Source organism: Vibrio sp. CJQ_6, from assembly GCF_043106745.1.
In the GTDB taxonomy this organism is placed as follows: domain Bacteria; phylum Pseudomonadota; class Gammaproteobacteria; order Enterobacterales; family Vibrionaceae; genus Vibrio; species Vibrio furnissii.
Genome location: NZ_JBICMV010000028.1, coordinates 254,032 through 268,156 on the forward strand (window position 1 = coordinate 254,032; position 14,125 = coordinate 268,156).

Below are 14,125 nucleotides of genomic sequence, written 5' to 3' on the forward strand. Positions count from 1 at the left end.
CGATGGCGCGGATTGAAGGATTAACTGTTTTTCCCTTCACGCACGGTGTATTGGTAGTCCACATCCACCACGGCGCGATATTGAACCTGACCATCCTGTTTCGCAAAGGATTCAACCTTCACTTCGGCGTCGCTCACTTTCAGTGTGTTTTGGACCAGTTTGGCGTCATACACATTGAGCGCGTTGGCCAGCTCGTTCGACGGCATTTTCTTCAGCGCATCCACCTTGGCAAAACCGGCATCATACGCTTGTTGTTCCGAGGCATACGCGTGGGTGGTTAACGTCGTTTCCTGCTCAGTGGTGCCAATGGATGCCCATGCACCAGCACTAAGGGTCATAGTCGTTAAGATCACAAGTGCTTTCTTCATAACTTTTCTCCTGTTGTTGTGCGATATGCACGCATTCATCTTATGAAATCTTCTGTGAGGAGTCCGTCAGCGTGCGTCAGTCTTTGGATAACGTCTGTTTAAGATTTCTGACAAACGCGGATTTGGTGGCGGATTTTTCAACAGTGTGAATTTAATGACCAAAGATTGAACGGCGATTGACCTGCCGCCGACAGGCGAAAGTTTGAAGTGACTCGAAGCGAAATGTGATGACAAGAAACCGCAGACGCCGCTTTGGAAACGACCCATCAGTTTGACGTTCAAATCATGCGAAATCGCCATGGCATGGCCTGTGTGATGACAAATCCTTGCTAGCTTTGTTGAGCCCCTGCGGCGTGCGCATGGGGTCGCTTCAACGTCAGTGAAAAAGGATAAATCATGCAAAAGATGCTTCAACACTATTGTTTTCAACACAATCGTTTTCAACACCATCGTTGTAAAAACAACAATCTTCAAAACAACAGGTTTCAAAACAATCGGCTTCAAAACAAGGTGCTTCAATGCGGGGCGCTTAGCGCCTTGATGCTCGCAAGTACGGTTTCGCTGCCGGTTGCCGCCCATGGTTGGGTGGAGTTTCCCAGTGCTCGCCAGAATACTTGTTATCAGGATGGCGGCTTTTGGGACAACACCATCCCTAATGCGGCGTGTCAGGCCGCGTTTGATGAATCGGGCGCGTTTCCGTTTGTACAGCGAAATGAAATTTCAGCCAACGTGCCTAACTATCAGGATATGGCGCATGTGCAAGCCATTGTGCGCGATGGTTCATTGTGTTCAGCGGCGGACAGTGCCAAATCGGGCTTAAACGTTGCGTCACCGGATTGGCAGAAAACCGCTATCACGCTAGATGCAAATCAGCAGATCGAACTGGTGTTCAATGCCACCGCGCCGCACAGCCCGTCCTACTGGCAGTTCTATTTGACGACGCCGGAATACGATCAGGCGGCCCCGCTCACCTGGGCGGATTTAGAACTGATCGACACCGCAGGCAATGTCGCGGTCGACGACGATAAAAAATACCGCATTGCGGTGACTTTCCCTTCTGGGCGTAGTGGTGATGCGGTGCTGTATACCCGCTGGCAGCGTGAAGATGCGGCGGGCGAAGGGTTTTACAACTGTAGTGATATCACTTTTGATGGCGGCACGGCACCCACAGATCCCGCCGATCCGACGCAACCGGCGGATCTGACGGCGCTGGGCTATTTCATTGCGCAGGGTTTCGGCCCGATCGAATCGGGGGATAGCGTGCGTTTTCGCACCTTTGATGCCAATGGCAATGAACAGGTTGACCTCAGCCTCGCCATCTCGGCCAACAATACCGCGACTTGGGCGGCGGAACTGGCAGGGCAATTTAATCAATTGACGAATGGGGCATGGTATATCGGCATTTGGCATGAGGCGATGGGCCACTACATGTTTGATACCACCAATATCTACGCGAATCAGGTGTTGGCGCCGAATGCCACCTTCAGTTATCAGTTATCTCTGATCAAAGGCGAAACGACTCCGCCGACCGGCCCGGACAACGCGTGGCGCAGCGATGCCATTTATAATGCGGGCGATGTGGTCAGCCACAATGGCCGCGAATGGACAGCGCAGTGGTGGACGCAAGGGGATGAACCGGGCACCACCGGCGAGTGGGGCGTTTGGCGTTAGCCAAGCCAGCGTGCTTGTTTGATGGATGAAAGAGGTTTGATGAATAAAAAGAGGCGTGAGTGCCTCTTTTTTATGGCCTGATGTTACGTGACGGGAGGGGACTGTATTTTAACGGGATTATGGTTTAGCAGGGTCATGGTTTAGCAGGGGCATGCTTTTCGCGGGATCATGCCGGATCCGGCGGATTGAGGGTCAGCATCACTTCAAACGTCATACCGCCTTCCGGGTTGTTGACTGCGCGAATGGCGCCTTGCATATCGCGCACGCTGTTGGCGGTGATCGACAGCCCCAAGCCCAATCCTTCGCCCATTTTTTTGCTGGTTTGGAACGGCTCAAAGATAGTGGTGAGTTGCTCTTCTGCAATGCCGCAGCCGTTGTCACGTACACGCAGTAACACGGTGTCTGCATCGACCACTGCACTGATGATCAGTTTGGGGGCTGGCTGCTCTTGCATCGCATCGAGCGCATTGGTGACTAAATTGCCCAGCACTTGGCGCAGGCGCTGGGCTTCGCCGCGTACCAATGGCAGATCGGATGACATTCGTACACGCACATCCACGCGTTCCAGACGCGCCTGATGAACGCGCAGGATCTCTTGCAGCGCATCCGGAATGGAGACGGGCGTCAGCGTTTCGGGGCGATTAAAAGCAAACGATTTGAGCTGTGTGGTCATGTTCGCCATGCGATCGATCAGCGTGTGTACCAGCTTCATGTTGGCTTGAGCCAATTGGGTTTCACCGCGCGCCAGCAGCAATTCATTGCTCGACAGCAGGGTGCGCAGCCCCGTCAATGGCTGGTTGAGTTCGTGGGTGATGGCGCTCGACATGCGCCCGAGTGCTGCCATTTTACTAGCCTCAATCAGCTCTTGCTGGGCCGACTTCAGTTCTGCGGTGCGCTCTTCCACTCGGTGTTGCAATGCTTGGTTCGCCGTTTGCAGCGCGATTTCGGCTTTTTTGCGCTTACTGATGTCGAGGATCGTCACCAAATAATGGCGCTTGTCTTTCCATTGCACGGAGGTGAGCGAGAACAAAATTGGAAACAGGCTGCCGTCGCTACGCCGTGCCATGGTTTCGACGGAGGTGATGTCGGCCAGCTCCTGATTGCGCGCCAAGTTCTCAAGCAGCAGCGGAATGGTGGCATTTGGGTTGCCAATATCAAATAGCTCCCATGCGCGCACGTTTTTCACCATCAACTCCGACAGGCTGAAGTAGCGTTTCGCCATCGGGTTGATCTCTTCAATACGGCCGGTTTCATCGAGCAACAACAATCCGACATGGGTTTTCTGAATCATGTTGCGTTGGCGCTGCTCAGACTCTTGGACAATGTCTTGCAGTTTGCGCTGGCTGAGCTGTTTTTGGTACTGCTCATAACGCAGCGTGCCAAGCAGCATCAGCAGTAACACCGCCACCACGCAGCTCATGCTGAGCCAATTGACCGTTTGATAAAGCGATTTCATCGGTGTCAGATAGGTCAACGTCCAGTTTAAATCATCCAACGTGACGGATTGTGCGAGGTACGGATCCGATTGCAAATGCCACTGCACCAAACGCGCGTCGTTGTAGAGATGAATGGGCTGGGCGGCATTGGTGATGTGCGGATGGGCGTTCAGCCAGTCGGCATTGTATTGCGGGCTGCTGGAAAGAAAGTATTGGCCGCTGGCGTTTTGAAACAGGATCAGTTCATCATTGGCAAACCATTGGTCGGCCAGCACGCTGAGGTCAATCTGCACCGCGACGATGCCGACAATGTCCAAATCGATGTAGATTGGCGCTGCCAAAAAGTAGATCGGCGTGGCCCCGATGGCTTTGGTGACAATCGAAATACCTTCGCGTTGCTGGTGAATTTTTGCCACGATCGCATCGCCGTCATGGCCATTCCAGTTTTCGGCGTCTTTGCTCGACACCAACACGTCACCACTCGGCGAGAGCACGTACCACCCTTTGGTGTTGGCGGCTTTATCGAGTTGGCCCAGCGTGGTTTGCATCTCCTCAATCACCGACGCATCGCCACTGAGCAAGCGTTGGCTGATGGCCTCATTGGTGATGAGATAGGGCAGATGGTAAAAGCGGCGCAGCGTTTGACGCACATCGCCTATGTAATCCAGCAAGCGCTGCTCACCGTGGCTTTGCGCCTGTTCCAACTGCCACTGCTTGGCAATCGTGGTCGATGCCGTTTTCACGCCCAGAATCAGTAACAGCGCCAATATCACCCATCCCAACTTTTTCTGCGCTAGCGTCATGTATTCACCTGTACTTTCCTTTGTCTTCGGTGTGACAACGTCCAGCGTTCCGCCACACATGCGTCATCCGTGTTTGCGCTTCGCCACTAACGTAAACTTGTATTCTGTTGGGCTGGTGTAGTTTCGGCTGTATTCAAATACCGTTGCATCTTCTAAATATCCGATGGTGCGTTTCTCTATGATGGGAGTGGCAGCATCGATTTTTAACAGCTCAGCGATGTCTTTGGGGGGCAAAATTGGGATGATCTCTTGTTCGCTGCGATCAATGACCAGTTGTTTCTGGTTTTCGATATAGTCGTACTTAGAGCCTTGCATCACTTGATAAGTCAGATCGGGAAACAAGTTGGTCGGCATCCAAGTCTCTTCAACGGTGATTGGCGTGTCGTCGATGTAGCGAACTCGTTTGACAAAATAAACGCGCTCACCTTCCCTTATATTGAGATGTTCTGCGATATGCAGAGCCGCTCGTTGAATCTCAAAAGCCACAACGTCACTGTGGGTCACTTTGTTGAGGTGCTCCCACTTTTCAGAAAAGCTACTTTGTTGGTAAATGTCGTAATTGACTTTGTTGGCTTTCACGTAAGTGCCGCTGCCTTGCACACTTTCCAGTTCCTCGTTTTCCACTAGCAATTTGATGGCCTGGCGAACGGTTACTCGACTGACTGAAAATGCTTCACGCAACTGTGCTTCTGTTGGCAGGGCTTCACCTACCTTATACTCACCCGAACTGATCTTTTTTCGAATCGCATCAGCGATCTGCCGATACATGGGTAATCTGGCCATACTTTCTCTCAGTAACTGTATGCTTAACAGGGATTTTAACGCGGTCTATCGTCATTTGTATGATACGAAAGTGATTCAATATGACAAGCACGCATTGCGACTTCTGTGATAAATTAAAATACAAGTATAATACATATATTAATACAACTGAGATCTTGATCATGGTATCGATGTATTTAAAAGGTATTATTCCATTGTTGTTGGACGGACAACGAATGTAAACGTGACAATGGGACAAATGATGAAACTTACCTCTCTAACCAATCCGTCGCTGATAACATTACAAACGACCTTTGAAAGTCGTGACGCAGCGATTCGTGCACTTGCTGAGATGTTGGATCAGCAGGGAAAATTGCATAACAAAGACGAATATCTACAGGCGGTTTTCGCTCGTGAAACCCAAGGGCCGACAGCACTTGGGGAAGGTTTGGCTGTACCTCATGGTAAAACCGATGCGGTAAAAGAAGCGGCCTTTGCGATAGCGACACTGAAAGATGACCTGAAATGGCAAGGCATAGATGATGAGGAAGATGTCAACCTTATCTTCCTCATCGCGATTCCTAACGCCGAAGCAGGTTCGACCCATATGCATCTGCTGACTGAACTGACCACAACCTTGGTGGATGATGAGGTTCGAGAAGCGGTATTGAATGCTACAAATATAGAACAAATTTTTGAGTTACTTGATAACCAAGCAGAACAGAACAAAGAATCAGAGACTCATCAACTCAAAGATGCGCCTACGATTGTCTGTGTGACAGCGTGTCCGGCAGGGATCGCGCATACCTACATGGCCGCGGAGTATCTCGAAAAAGCAGGTAAAAAGCTGGGTTATAACGTCTCGGTAGAAAAGCAGGGCGCGAATGGTATTGAAGATCGACTGACTGCTGAACAGTTAAATAAAGCAACAGCAGTCGTGTTTGCAGCGGAAGTGGCGATCAAAGAACTGGAGCGTTTTCAGGGTATTCCTCGTGTCGAAGTGCCTGTGGCGGAGCCGATTAAACACGCCGAACGTATTTTGCAAGAAGCGGTTGAAGTGGGCAAATCAGATTCAGGTGCGAATCGCACGGTTGCGAATGACCATCAGCCGAAGAAACTGCCATTAAAAACAGAACTCAAACAGGCGCTGTTATCCGGCATTTCTTATGCCGTCCCGCTGATTGTTGCTGGTGGTACTGTGTTGGCTGTGGCGGTGCTCCTCGCGCAAATGCTTAATTTGCAGGATCTGTATGCAGAGCAAGGCTCGTGGTTATGGATGTATCGACAATTGGGTGGTGGCCTACTGGGGACGTTAATGGTTCCTGTCTTGGCTGCATACACCGCGTACTCTTTGGCGGATAAGCCGGCATTGGGGCCAGGTTTTGCGGCGGGGATTGCTGCTAACCTGATTGGTTCAGGCTTTTTGGGTGGGGTTGTCGGTGGGTTGATCGCCGGTTACGTTATGCGTTGGGTGAAACAAAATGTGCGTTTGACCCCTGCATTCAACGGTTTTCTGACTTTCTATTTGTATCCGGTGATCGGCACTTTAGTGGCTGGTTCGTTGATGCTGTTTGTGATTGGTAAACCGGTTGCTTGGTTGAATCAAGGCCTAACAGACTGGCTAAACAGCATGTCGGGAACCAATGCCTTGTTGCTAGGCGCTGTCATCGGCTTTTTTGTCTCATTTGACCTTGGTGGCCCAGTCAATAAAGCGGCTTATGCTTTCTGTTTGGGGGCGATGGCAAATGGTGTGTATGGCCCTTATGCCATCTTCGGCTCGGTGAAAATGGTGTCCGCGTTTACTGTGACAGCTTCCACTTTACTGGCACCTAAACTGTTTAAAGACTTTGAAATCGAAACGGGCAAATCCACATGGTTGCTCGGTTTGGCGGGGATTACTGAAGGGGCGATTCCTATGGCAATTGAAGACCCTATCCGCGTCATCGGTTCATTCCTACTGGGGTCGGTGGTGACAGGGGCTATGGTCGGTGCGGCTGGCGTTGGTTTGTCTACCCCTGGTGCAGGTATTTTCTCTATCTTCTTGCTTCATGATGCCGGTGTCGGCGCGTTTATGGCGGCGGCCATCTGGTTTGGTGCGGCTATCGTCGGTGCCACGATCTCGACATTGACTCTGATTGCATGGCGGGCTCATGCAGTAAAAAAGGGCAAGTTTGCCACTGAGGCTGTCACTCAGAACTAATTAGAGCATGGATTCATTCGCTCAATACCACTGTTGGGCGCAGGATTTCTGCGCCCTAAAATTCGCTCGTGCGAATAGAACAACTCAATTTTTTAATTCATTGATGGCAAGTATTGCCGACTAGGGTAAACCGTTATGACTACATCTCGCGTTCATATCACACCTCACATGCACTGGGATCGTGAATGGTATTTCACGACCGAAGAGTCACGCATTTTGTTGGTGAACAACATGGAAGAAATCATGACTCGTCTGGAAAACGATCCGGACTATAAATATTACGTGCTTGATGGACAGACCGCTGTACTTGAAGATTACTTCGCGATTAAACCGGAACACAAACAACGTGTGAAATCCTTGGTTGAAGCGGGAAAACTCATTATTGGACCTTGGTATTCACAAACCGACACCATGCAAGTGTCCGGTGAGTCGATTGTGCGCAATATGTTGTATGGATTGCGAGATTGTCTGGCATTGGGTGAACCGATGAAAATTGGCTATCTGCCGGACTCGTTCTCAATGAGTTCTCAACTGCCGGCCATCTATAACGGCTTTGGCATTCAGCGTGCGATGTTCTGGCGCGGTTGTTCTGAGCGCCATGGCACAGATAAAACGGAATTTGTGTGGCAGTCAAACGATGGCAGTGAAGTGACAGCGCAAGTGCTGCCACTCGGCTATGCGATTGGTAAATACTTGCCACAAGATGAAGCTGGCCTGCGTGCTCGTTTGGACAAATATTTCCCTGTGTTGGAAAAACCGTCGGTGACCAAAGATATTTTGCTGCCGAATGGTCATGACCAGATGCCAATTCAAAAAGACATTTTTGATGTGATGGCAACATTGCGTGAAATCTACCCAGACAAAACATTCCAAATGAGCCGCTTCGAAGAAGTGTTTGAACGCATTGAAGCTGAGCGCCAGCACCTAGACACGGTGAAAGGTGAATTTAACGATGGCAAATACATGCGTGTGCACCGCACGATTTCTTCGACTCGTATGGATATTAAGCTGATCCACGCTCAAGTCGAAAATAAGATCGTCAATATTCTTGAACCGTTGGCGTCGATTGCCTGGACACTGGGCTTTGAGTATCACCACGGTTTGATTGAGAAAATGTGGAAAGAGAGCATGAAGAACCATGCGCACGATTCAATCGGCTGCTGCTGCTCAGACAAAGTGCATGCGGAGATTCTCAATCGTTATATTCTCGCTGACGATATGGCGACCAATCTGATTAATTTCTACAAGCGTAAGATTGTTGACCACATGCCTGCTCGCGAAGGCTGTGACAAATTGGCGCTGTTTAACTTGTCTCCTTATGCTCGCGATGAAGTGATTAATACCACCATCACTATTCGCGCAGAAGAATTCAATCTGTTTGATGAGCACGGTACGCCCGTTGAATACTTCATTCAGGATCAACGCGTCATTGACCCGGGTAAAATTGATCGCCAGATCGTGCATTACGGAAATTACGATCCGTTCATTGAATATGACATTCAAATCAAACACTCAGTCCCTGCGATGGGCTTTACCACTTTGCATATTCAAGCGCATGAAAAAGGTGTGAAAAAAGTCGCAGAGCAAAAAGACTTTCTGCTGGAAAACGAATATTACCGCATCCATGTGAACAGCAACGGCACGTTGGATATTTTCGATAAAGAGACCAAGCATACCTATGCGCAAGTGCTGCGTATTGAAGATGGTTCCGATGATGGTGATGAGTACGATTATTCTCCATCTCGTCACGAATGGCTGTTGTATTCAGATGAATTTAAAGCTGACGTGACTGTAAAACATGAAGGGTTCCAATCTATTGCAAGCATCATGCTGCGAATGAATGTGCCGCAGGATTTGAGCGAACGCGAAGCGCGTAGCGGTCAAAATGGTTTCGTGGATGTTGATTGTCAGGTGGTTCTCAAACAGGGTTCGCGCCGCATTGAAGTACGGATGGTGCTGGATAACCAGGCGGATGACCACCGTGTTCGCGTGTTGGTTCCTACGCCGTTTGTGTCTGAAACAGTTGTGGCCGACAACCAGTTTGGTCTGATCACGCGTCCTACCAACGATCCGGAAATGGCCAACTGGGAAGCCGATGGTTGGAAAGAAGCGCCAGTTCCGGTTTACCAACTGATGAACTTTGCTGCACTGGAAGATGCTCAAGGTGGAATGGCAATTATGAGCAATGGCCTACGTGAATTTGAGGTCATTTCTAGCCAGGGTAATGAGCAGCGCGATACGTTTGCGCTCACGTTATTGCGTGGTGTTGGTGTGCTGGGCAAAGAGAATTTGTTGCTGCGCCCGGGCCGTCCTTCAGGGATCAAAATTCCAACACCGGACTCGCAAGTCCGAGGCAAGCTGGTGTGTGAATTTACGCTGTTTGGTTTTGCGGGTAACCACATTGACGCCAATGTGATGGCGGCTGCCCGTGATAATGTGACGCCGATTCAGTGTTACAACAAAATTCCTTACAACGCGATGAAACTCAATGTTGGTGAGCAGAATTTGCCATTGACCCATAGCTTGCTTCGCAAAGATCAACGCGGTGCGGTATTGAGTGTGCTGAAAAAAGCAGAAGACGAAAATGCCTTAATTTTGAGGGTTTATAACCCATCGGAATCGGCCGTGGTTGAAGATGCCGTGCAGATTCAAGGTGGAGTGACCTCTTGGCAAGCAGTGCGTTTGGATGAAAAAGCCATCTCGAATGACGTCGATGCTGAGTCGTTTGGTGTGCTTAAACCTTGTCAGGTGAAATCTTTCCGTTTCACGTTGTAACTTTCTGCAATGCCCGCTCTTCGGAGCGGGTAAGGATCCTTTCATGAAAATTGTTATCGCGCCTGATTCTTTCAAAGAGTCCTTGCCTGCACTGGCGGTGTGTCAGTGCATTCAACATGGATTCTATGCCATTTTTCCTGAGGCTGACTATCATCTGATGCCTTTAGCCGATGGAGGAGAAGGGACCGTCGATGTACTGTTGCAAGCGCTGAGTGGCGAGAAAATCGTCTCTCGGGTCGAGGGGCCGCTCGGCGATATCATCGCGGCCGAATGGGCGCTTTTGGATAATGGGCGTACAGCACTCATTGAAATTGCTCAGGCATCTGGGCTTGATAAAGTGCCCATGCAGCAGCGTAATCCATTGATCGCCTCAACCTACGGTACAGGGCAAATCATTCAGCAGGCACTGGATCTCGGTGTGAAAAAAATCCTCATCGGATTAGGCGGCAGTGCGACCAATGATGCTGGCGCTGGGATCATTCAAGCGCTTGGCGGGGTGCTGCGCAAAGCCAACGGAGAAGTCATCGGCCGAGGCGGGCAGGCACTTGCTGATGTTGCCGAAATAGATCTGACCGCACTCGATGGTCGCTGCGCTCACGTTGACATGGTGATCGCTTGTGATGTGGCGAACCCTCTGACTGGCCCTACAGGAGCCAGCCATATCTTTGGTCCGCAGAAAGGTGCAACGCCAGAGGATGTCGCACAACTGGATGAGGCGTTGACTCACTTTGCTGATGTTGCCGCGAAAAAGTGTGGCACTCATTGCGGCAACATGCCCGGCTTTGGCGCCGCTGGCGGTGCACCTCTTGGGCTATCACTGTTGTTTCCGATGGCGATGAAACCGGGCATTGAGATGGTGTTAGATGCCCTTGATGCAGAGCGCGTTCTGAAAAACGCTGATCTGGTGATTACGGGCGAGGGGCAGATGGATAACCAGACGCTGCAAGGCAAAACCCCGTTTGGTATTGCGCAAAGGGCGAAAAATTTAGGCATTCCGGTGATTGGTATTGCGGGTTCGTTGGGGGCTGAGACGGATGCTCTGAATCTCCATTTTACCGGGGTATTTGACTCAGTTCGCGCACCGCAATCATTGGAGCAAGTGCTTTCTGAAGCGAGTGAGAACCTACAACGTACGGCACGTAATGTCGCGGCGATGCTGAAACTGGGTGCTCACCTGACAGGAGGCCATCGAGATGACACTGTTTAAACTGGATAATGTCGTTCAGAACTATGCTTGGGGGAGCAAAAGTGCGTTGACGGAGATGTTTGGTATCGCCAATCCACAGCGGCAACCTCAGGCCGAAATCTGGATGGGGGCACACCCCAATGGTTGTGCCAAGGTGCATGGTACGGGCGAGTCGTTGGCGGATCTTCTGGCGAAGAACAACAAACGCTATTTGGGAGCGTACACGGCAGCAAGATTTGCCGAACTGCCGTTTTTGCTCAAAGTGTTATCCGCTGAGGCACCGTTGTCGATTCAGGTTCACCCCAATAAGCGCAATGCGGAAATCGGATTCGAACGCGAAAATCAACAAGGGATTGCACTGACTTCGCCGCAGCGAAACTACAAGGATGCGAATCACAAACCAGAGTTAGTTTACGCGCTCACTTTTTTTCGTGCGATGAATGGTTTTCGTCCGATTCCGGACATCATCGAATTATTTGGTCAGATGAATATTCATGCGTTAGAACAAGATTTGGCGCGGCTTGAGAGCCAGCCAACCAACGCGGGATTAAACGTCTTTTTTACGACGTTAATGACAATGAATGATGAGAGAAAAGCGGAAGTATTACAGCAACTTAAACAGTCTATGTTGCGTCCGGCTAAAACGTCGCAACTGCGTGAAGCTTTGCAGTATATCGCAGAGTTTGAGCAGTTGTTTCCCCATGATATCGGCCTGCTTGCGCCGCTGTTTCTCAATACGGTAGAGCTGGCCCCGGGGGAAGCGATGTTCCTGCATGCAGAAACACCCCATGCGTATGTACGAGGAACGGCGTTGGAAATTATGGCCAATTCCGACAACGTACTCCGAGCCGGGTTGACGCCCAAGCATATTGACGTTGTAGAGTTGATTCGGAACACCAGCTTTAACCCGATGCATCCACAAGCGATCAAACTGGCTCCGGTTCACAAAGATGGCAAACAAAGCTATCCGGTGCCGGTGGATGATTTTGCCTTCGATATTTTAACGGTGACCGATGAAATCCGAGAGCAGTACATCCGCAGCGCAGAGATCCTATTCTGCATTGACGGACAAGTGAGTGTGACGTGCGAAGAGCAAGAGATTGTGTTGTCGGCGGGTGAGTCGGCATTTATCAGCAATGATGCGTTACGTTTCAGCTATGTTGGCCAAGGAACGCTTGCTCGGGCATACAACTAATCGGTTTTTGTGGCTCAAATACGCCCCTAACCTTCGTTAGCCAAGCCCATCTTCGGATGGGCTTTTTTCGGTGTATGAGGTGTGGTCAATCGTAGCGTTAGTCCACAATCACCGCGGTGCCGCTGACCGACACCATCAACATGCCGTTGGTTTTACCAAACGTTTCGTAATCGAGGTCAATGCCGACCACAGCATTGGCGCCCAATTCTGCCGCCCGCGCTTCCAGTTCCTGCAGCGCGATGGTGCGCGCTTTCTGCAGTTCGTGTTCGTAAGTGGCGGAGCGCCCACCCACGATGTCGCGAATGCCTGCAAACATGTCTTTGAAGATATTGGCGCCCATGATGGCTTCGCCCGCAATCACGCCACAATAGCGTACGATGCGTTTGCCTTCGACGTGAGGCGTCGTTGTGATGATCATAATTCGTTCTCGTGTGAATCAGTGAATGCCTGTTAGAAGTGTAACTCAGGCCAGAGTTCCGTGTTCGGGAGAAAAGTGAATAAAAAAAAGCCTTCGCGCGAGGCGAAGGCTTGTGTGGAGCATTTGGGGGGGGGGGAGATTAACGCAGCTCTGCTGGAACGTCAGCGATGTAGATGGCCGGTACGCCTTCGAAATCACTGGTGAACAGCACGCCGGTATCGCCCGGTGTAAATGATGGGTGTGGGTGGGTGATTTGGCGGTCACCATCAAGCACATCCCATGAGGTATTGTGTTTCGCGAGTTTCGCGTAAGACTTGGTTTTGGTGTTCATGATGTACAAGAACGGGTCGTTTTCGATGTCGTAGCTTTCTGCATCTGCAACGTCGACTGGGGCATCACAACCGTCACCGACCATCAACGTGCCATCGAAGTTACTCATCAGGTGAGAACAAGGTGGCATCACCATCACTTCTTCGTTTTCCAACGTTTCTGGGTTGGCTTTGTAGATCACACGCTCAGTTTGGCCTTTGAAGTAAGACACATACGCCATCGCGCTGCCATCTGGAATCCAGAATTCGTGCGTGCACGATTCACCCGGCGCGTGTTCTTTGATCATGCGGACGTTCGTGCCGTCTTCGTTCACCAGCCACATACGTGCGTCAACCAAGTCGTGAGGACCTTCGTGGCAGAAGCCAACCGTTGAGTCATCGAATGGGCGGTAAATTGGGTGGCCCAGCCAAGCGTTTTCTTGGTGGATCACTTCCAGTTCGCCCGTTTGAATGTCGACTTTAATGAGGCGGCAAGTTGGGTTGGTGTGGTAGAACTCGGCAAATTTTTCCCATGAGGTCAGCGGTTGCCAATCACGTTTTAGGATTTCGATGCCAACCAGTTTGGTGCACGCAGAGTTCGCCACCCATGTGCCGTAACCTTTCCATTCTTCGTCAACGGTGTAGATGACTTGCTCTTCCAGCGTTTCTAGGTCCACTTTCATCAGGTTCAGTTCGTTTTTCACGTAGAAGAAAGAACGGTCATCGTCTGAAATGAAACCACCGAAGGTGTTGTCGCCTTTGCCTTCTGTCAGCTGTGTTGCTTGTTGCGTGTTCAGATCGGCCAAGTAGTAGTTACGGTTCCCATCGAAGTCACCTGCAAACAGCAGCTTGCTGCCATCTGTTGTAAAGCATTTTTGATAGAAGTAGTTACGGTGACAAATCACGTCGGTTGGGGTTAGACGAGTCACTTTCACTTGGGTGTCGCTGTCGATGAACGATTCGAACGTCAGCTGAATTACATCACCTTTAGCCATAAACATAG

The 14,125-nt window shown here is 50.4% G+C and carries 11 protein-coding genes; 5 read left to right on the forward strand and 6 right to left on the reverse strand.

Going from position 1 to position 14,125, the window contains the following annotated elements; genetic code table 11:
* Positions 1 to 20: 20 nt before the first annotated feature.
* Both ACF8PK_RS16015 and ACF8PK_RS16020 read right to left on the reverse strand, forming a co-directional pair.
* Positions 21 to 368 (reverse strand): DUF3316 domain-containing protein, encoded by a 348-nt coding sequence (locus ACF8PK_RS16015; RefSeq protein ID WP_154179284.1) that lies wholly within the window; start codon positions 366 to 368, stop codon positions 21 to 23.
* Positions 369 to 434: 66 nt separating this feature from the next.
* On the reverse strand, positions 435 to 872 hold the full coding sequence (locus tag ACF8PK_RS16020) for a hypothetical protein (RefSeq protein WP_392442352.1): 438 nt from the start codon (positions 870 to 872) through the stop codon (positions 435 to 437).
* A 36-nt stretch (positions 873 to 908) separates the two neighbouring features.
* On the opposite strand from ACF8PK_RS16020, the gene ACF8PK_RS16025 reads away from it, so the two are divergent.
* On the forward strand, positions 909 to 2,039 hold the full coding sequence (locus ACF8PK_RS16025) for a lytic polysaccharide monooxygenase (RefSeq protein ID WP_392442354.1): 1,131 nt from the start codon (positions 909 to 911) through the stop codon (positions 2,037 to 2,039).
* Between the two features lie 166 nt (positions 2,040 to 2,205).
* Here ACF8PK_RS16025 and ACF8PK_RS16030 read toward each other — a convergent pair whose 3' ends face one another.
* The gene (locus tag ACF8PK_RS16030) at positions 2,206 to 4,278 is read right to left on the reverse strand and encodes an ATP-binding protein (RefSeq protein ID WP_392442356.1); all 2,073 of its coding nucleotides are present in this window, start codon (positions 4,276 to 4,278) and stop codon (positions 2,206 to 2,208) included.
* A gap of 63 nt (positions 4,279 to 4,341) precedes the next feature.
* Complete coding sequence (locus ACF8PK_RS16035; protein WP_055464984.1) at positions 4,342 to 5,061, reverse strand: GntR family transcriptional regulator; 720 nt, start codon at positions 5,059 to 5,061, stop codon at positions 4,342 to 4,344.
* A 241-nt stretch (positions 5,062 to 5,302) separates the two neighbouring features.
* Here ACF8PK_RS16035 and mngA point away from each other — a divergent pair, with 241 nt between their 5' ends.
* From mngA to manA, 4 genes are all read left to right on the forward strand, one after another.
* Positions 5,303 to 7,240 carry a PTS 2-O-a-mannosyl-D-glycerate transporter subunit IIABC gene (gene mngA, locus ACF8PK_RS16040; RefSeq protein WP_392442759.1) on the forward strand — a complete coding sequence of 646 codons (1,938 nt, stop codon included), beginning with the start codon at positions 5,303 to 5,305 and terminating at the stop codon, positions 7,238 to 7,240.
* Positions 7,241 to 7,375: 135 nt separating this feature from the next.
* On the forward strand, positions 7,376 to 10,015 hold the full coding sequence (gene mngB / locus ACF8PK_RS16045) for a mannosylglycerate hydrolase (protein ID WP_392442359.1): 2,640 nt from the start codon (positions 7,376 to 7,378) through the stop codon (positions 10,013 to 10,015).
* A 43-nt stretch (positions 10,016 to 10,058) separates the two neighbouring features.
* Complete coding sequence (locus ACF8PK_RS16050; protein ID WP_392442362.1) at positions 10,059 to 11,222, forward strand: glycerate kinase; 1,164 nt, start codon at positions 10,059 to 10,061, stop codon at positions 11,220 to 11,222.
* Positions 11,209 to 12,396: a mannose-6-phosphate isomerase, class I gene (manA, locus tag ACF8PK_RS16055; RefSeq protein ID WP_392442364.1), complete on the forward strand. Its 1,188-nt coding sequence runs from the start codon at positions 11,209 to 11,211 to the stop codon at positions 12,394 to 12,396. Before ACF8PK_RS16050 ends, manA begins: the two co-directional genes overlap by 14 nt.
* 97 nt (positions 12,397 to 12,493) lie before the next feature.
* Here the strand turns inward: manA and ACF8PK_RS16060 are convergent, their stop codons facing one another.
* Both ACF8PK_RS16060 and ACF8PK_RS16065 read right to left on the reverse strand, forming a co-directional pair.
* The gene (locus tag ACF8PK_RS16060; protein WP_004727621.1) at positions 12,494 to 12,814 is read right to left on the reverse strand and encodes a heavy metal-binding domain-containing protein; all 321 of its coding nucleotides are present in this window, start codon (positions 12,812 to 12,814) and stop codon (positions 12,494 to 12,496) included.
* A 139-nt stretch (positions 12,815 to 12,953) separates the two neighbouring features.
* Positions 12,954 to 14,117, reverse strand: coding sequence for an oligogalacturonate lyase family protein (locus ACF8PK_RS16065; protein ID WP_041943313.1), 1,164 nt, complete (start codon positions 14,115 to 14,117; stop codon positions 12,954 to 12,956).
* Positions 14,118 to 14,125 lie beyond the last annotated feature (8 nt).

Coding starts and splice junctions, on each gene's coding strand:
- ACF8PK_RS16030 (WP_392442356.1), bottom strand. CDS start 4,278: ATGACGCTAGCGCAGAAAAAGTTGGGATGGGTGATATTGGCGCTGTTA.
- manA (WP_392442364.1), top strand. CDS start 11,209: ATGACACTGTTTAAACTGGATAATGTCGTTCAGAACTATGCTTGGGGG.
- ACF8PK_RS16050 (WP_392442362.1), top strand. CDS start 10,059: ATGAAAATTGTTATCGCGCCTGATTCTTTCAAAGAGTCCTTGCCTGCA.
- ACF8PK_RS16025 (WP_392442354.1), top strand. CDS start 909: ATGCTCGCAAGTACGGTTTCGCTGCCGGTTGCCGCCCATGGTTGGGTG.
- ACF8PK_RS16060 (WP_004727621.1), bottom strand. CDS start 12,814: ATGATCATCACAACGACGCCTCACGTCGAAGGCAAACGCATCGTACGC.
- mngA (WP_392442759.1), top strand. CDS start 5,303: ATGAAACTTACCTCTCTAACCAATCCGTCGCTGATAACATTACAAACG.
- ACF8PK_RS16065 (WP_041943313.1), bottom strand. CDS start 14,117: ATGGCTAAAGGTGATGTAATTCAGCTGACGTTCGAATCGTTCATCGAC.
- mngB (WP_392442359.1), top strand. CDS start 7,376: ATGACTACATCTCGCGTTCATATCACACCTCACATGCACTGGGATCGT.
- ACF8PK_RS16015 (WP_154179284.1), bottom strand. CDS start 368: ATGAAGAAAGCACTTGTGATCTTAACGACTATGACCCTTAGTGCTGGT.
- ACF8PK_RS16035 (WP_055464984.1), bottom strand. CDS start 5,061: ATGGCCAGATTACCCATGTATCGGCAGATCGCTGATGCGATTCGAAAA.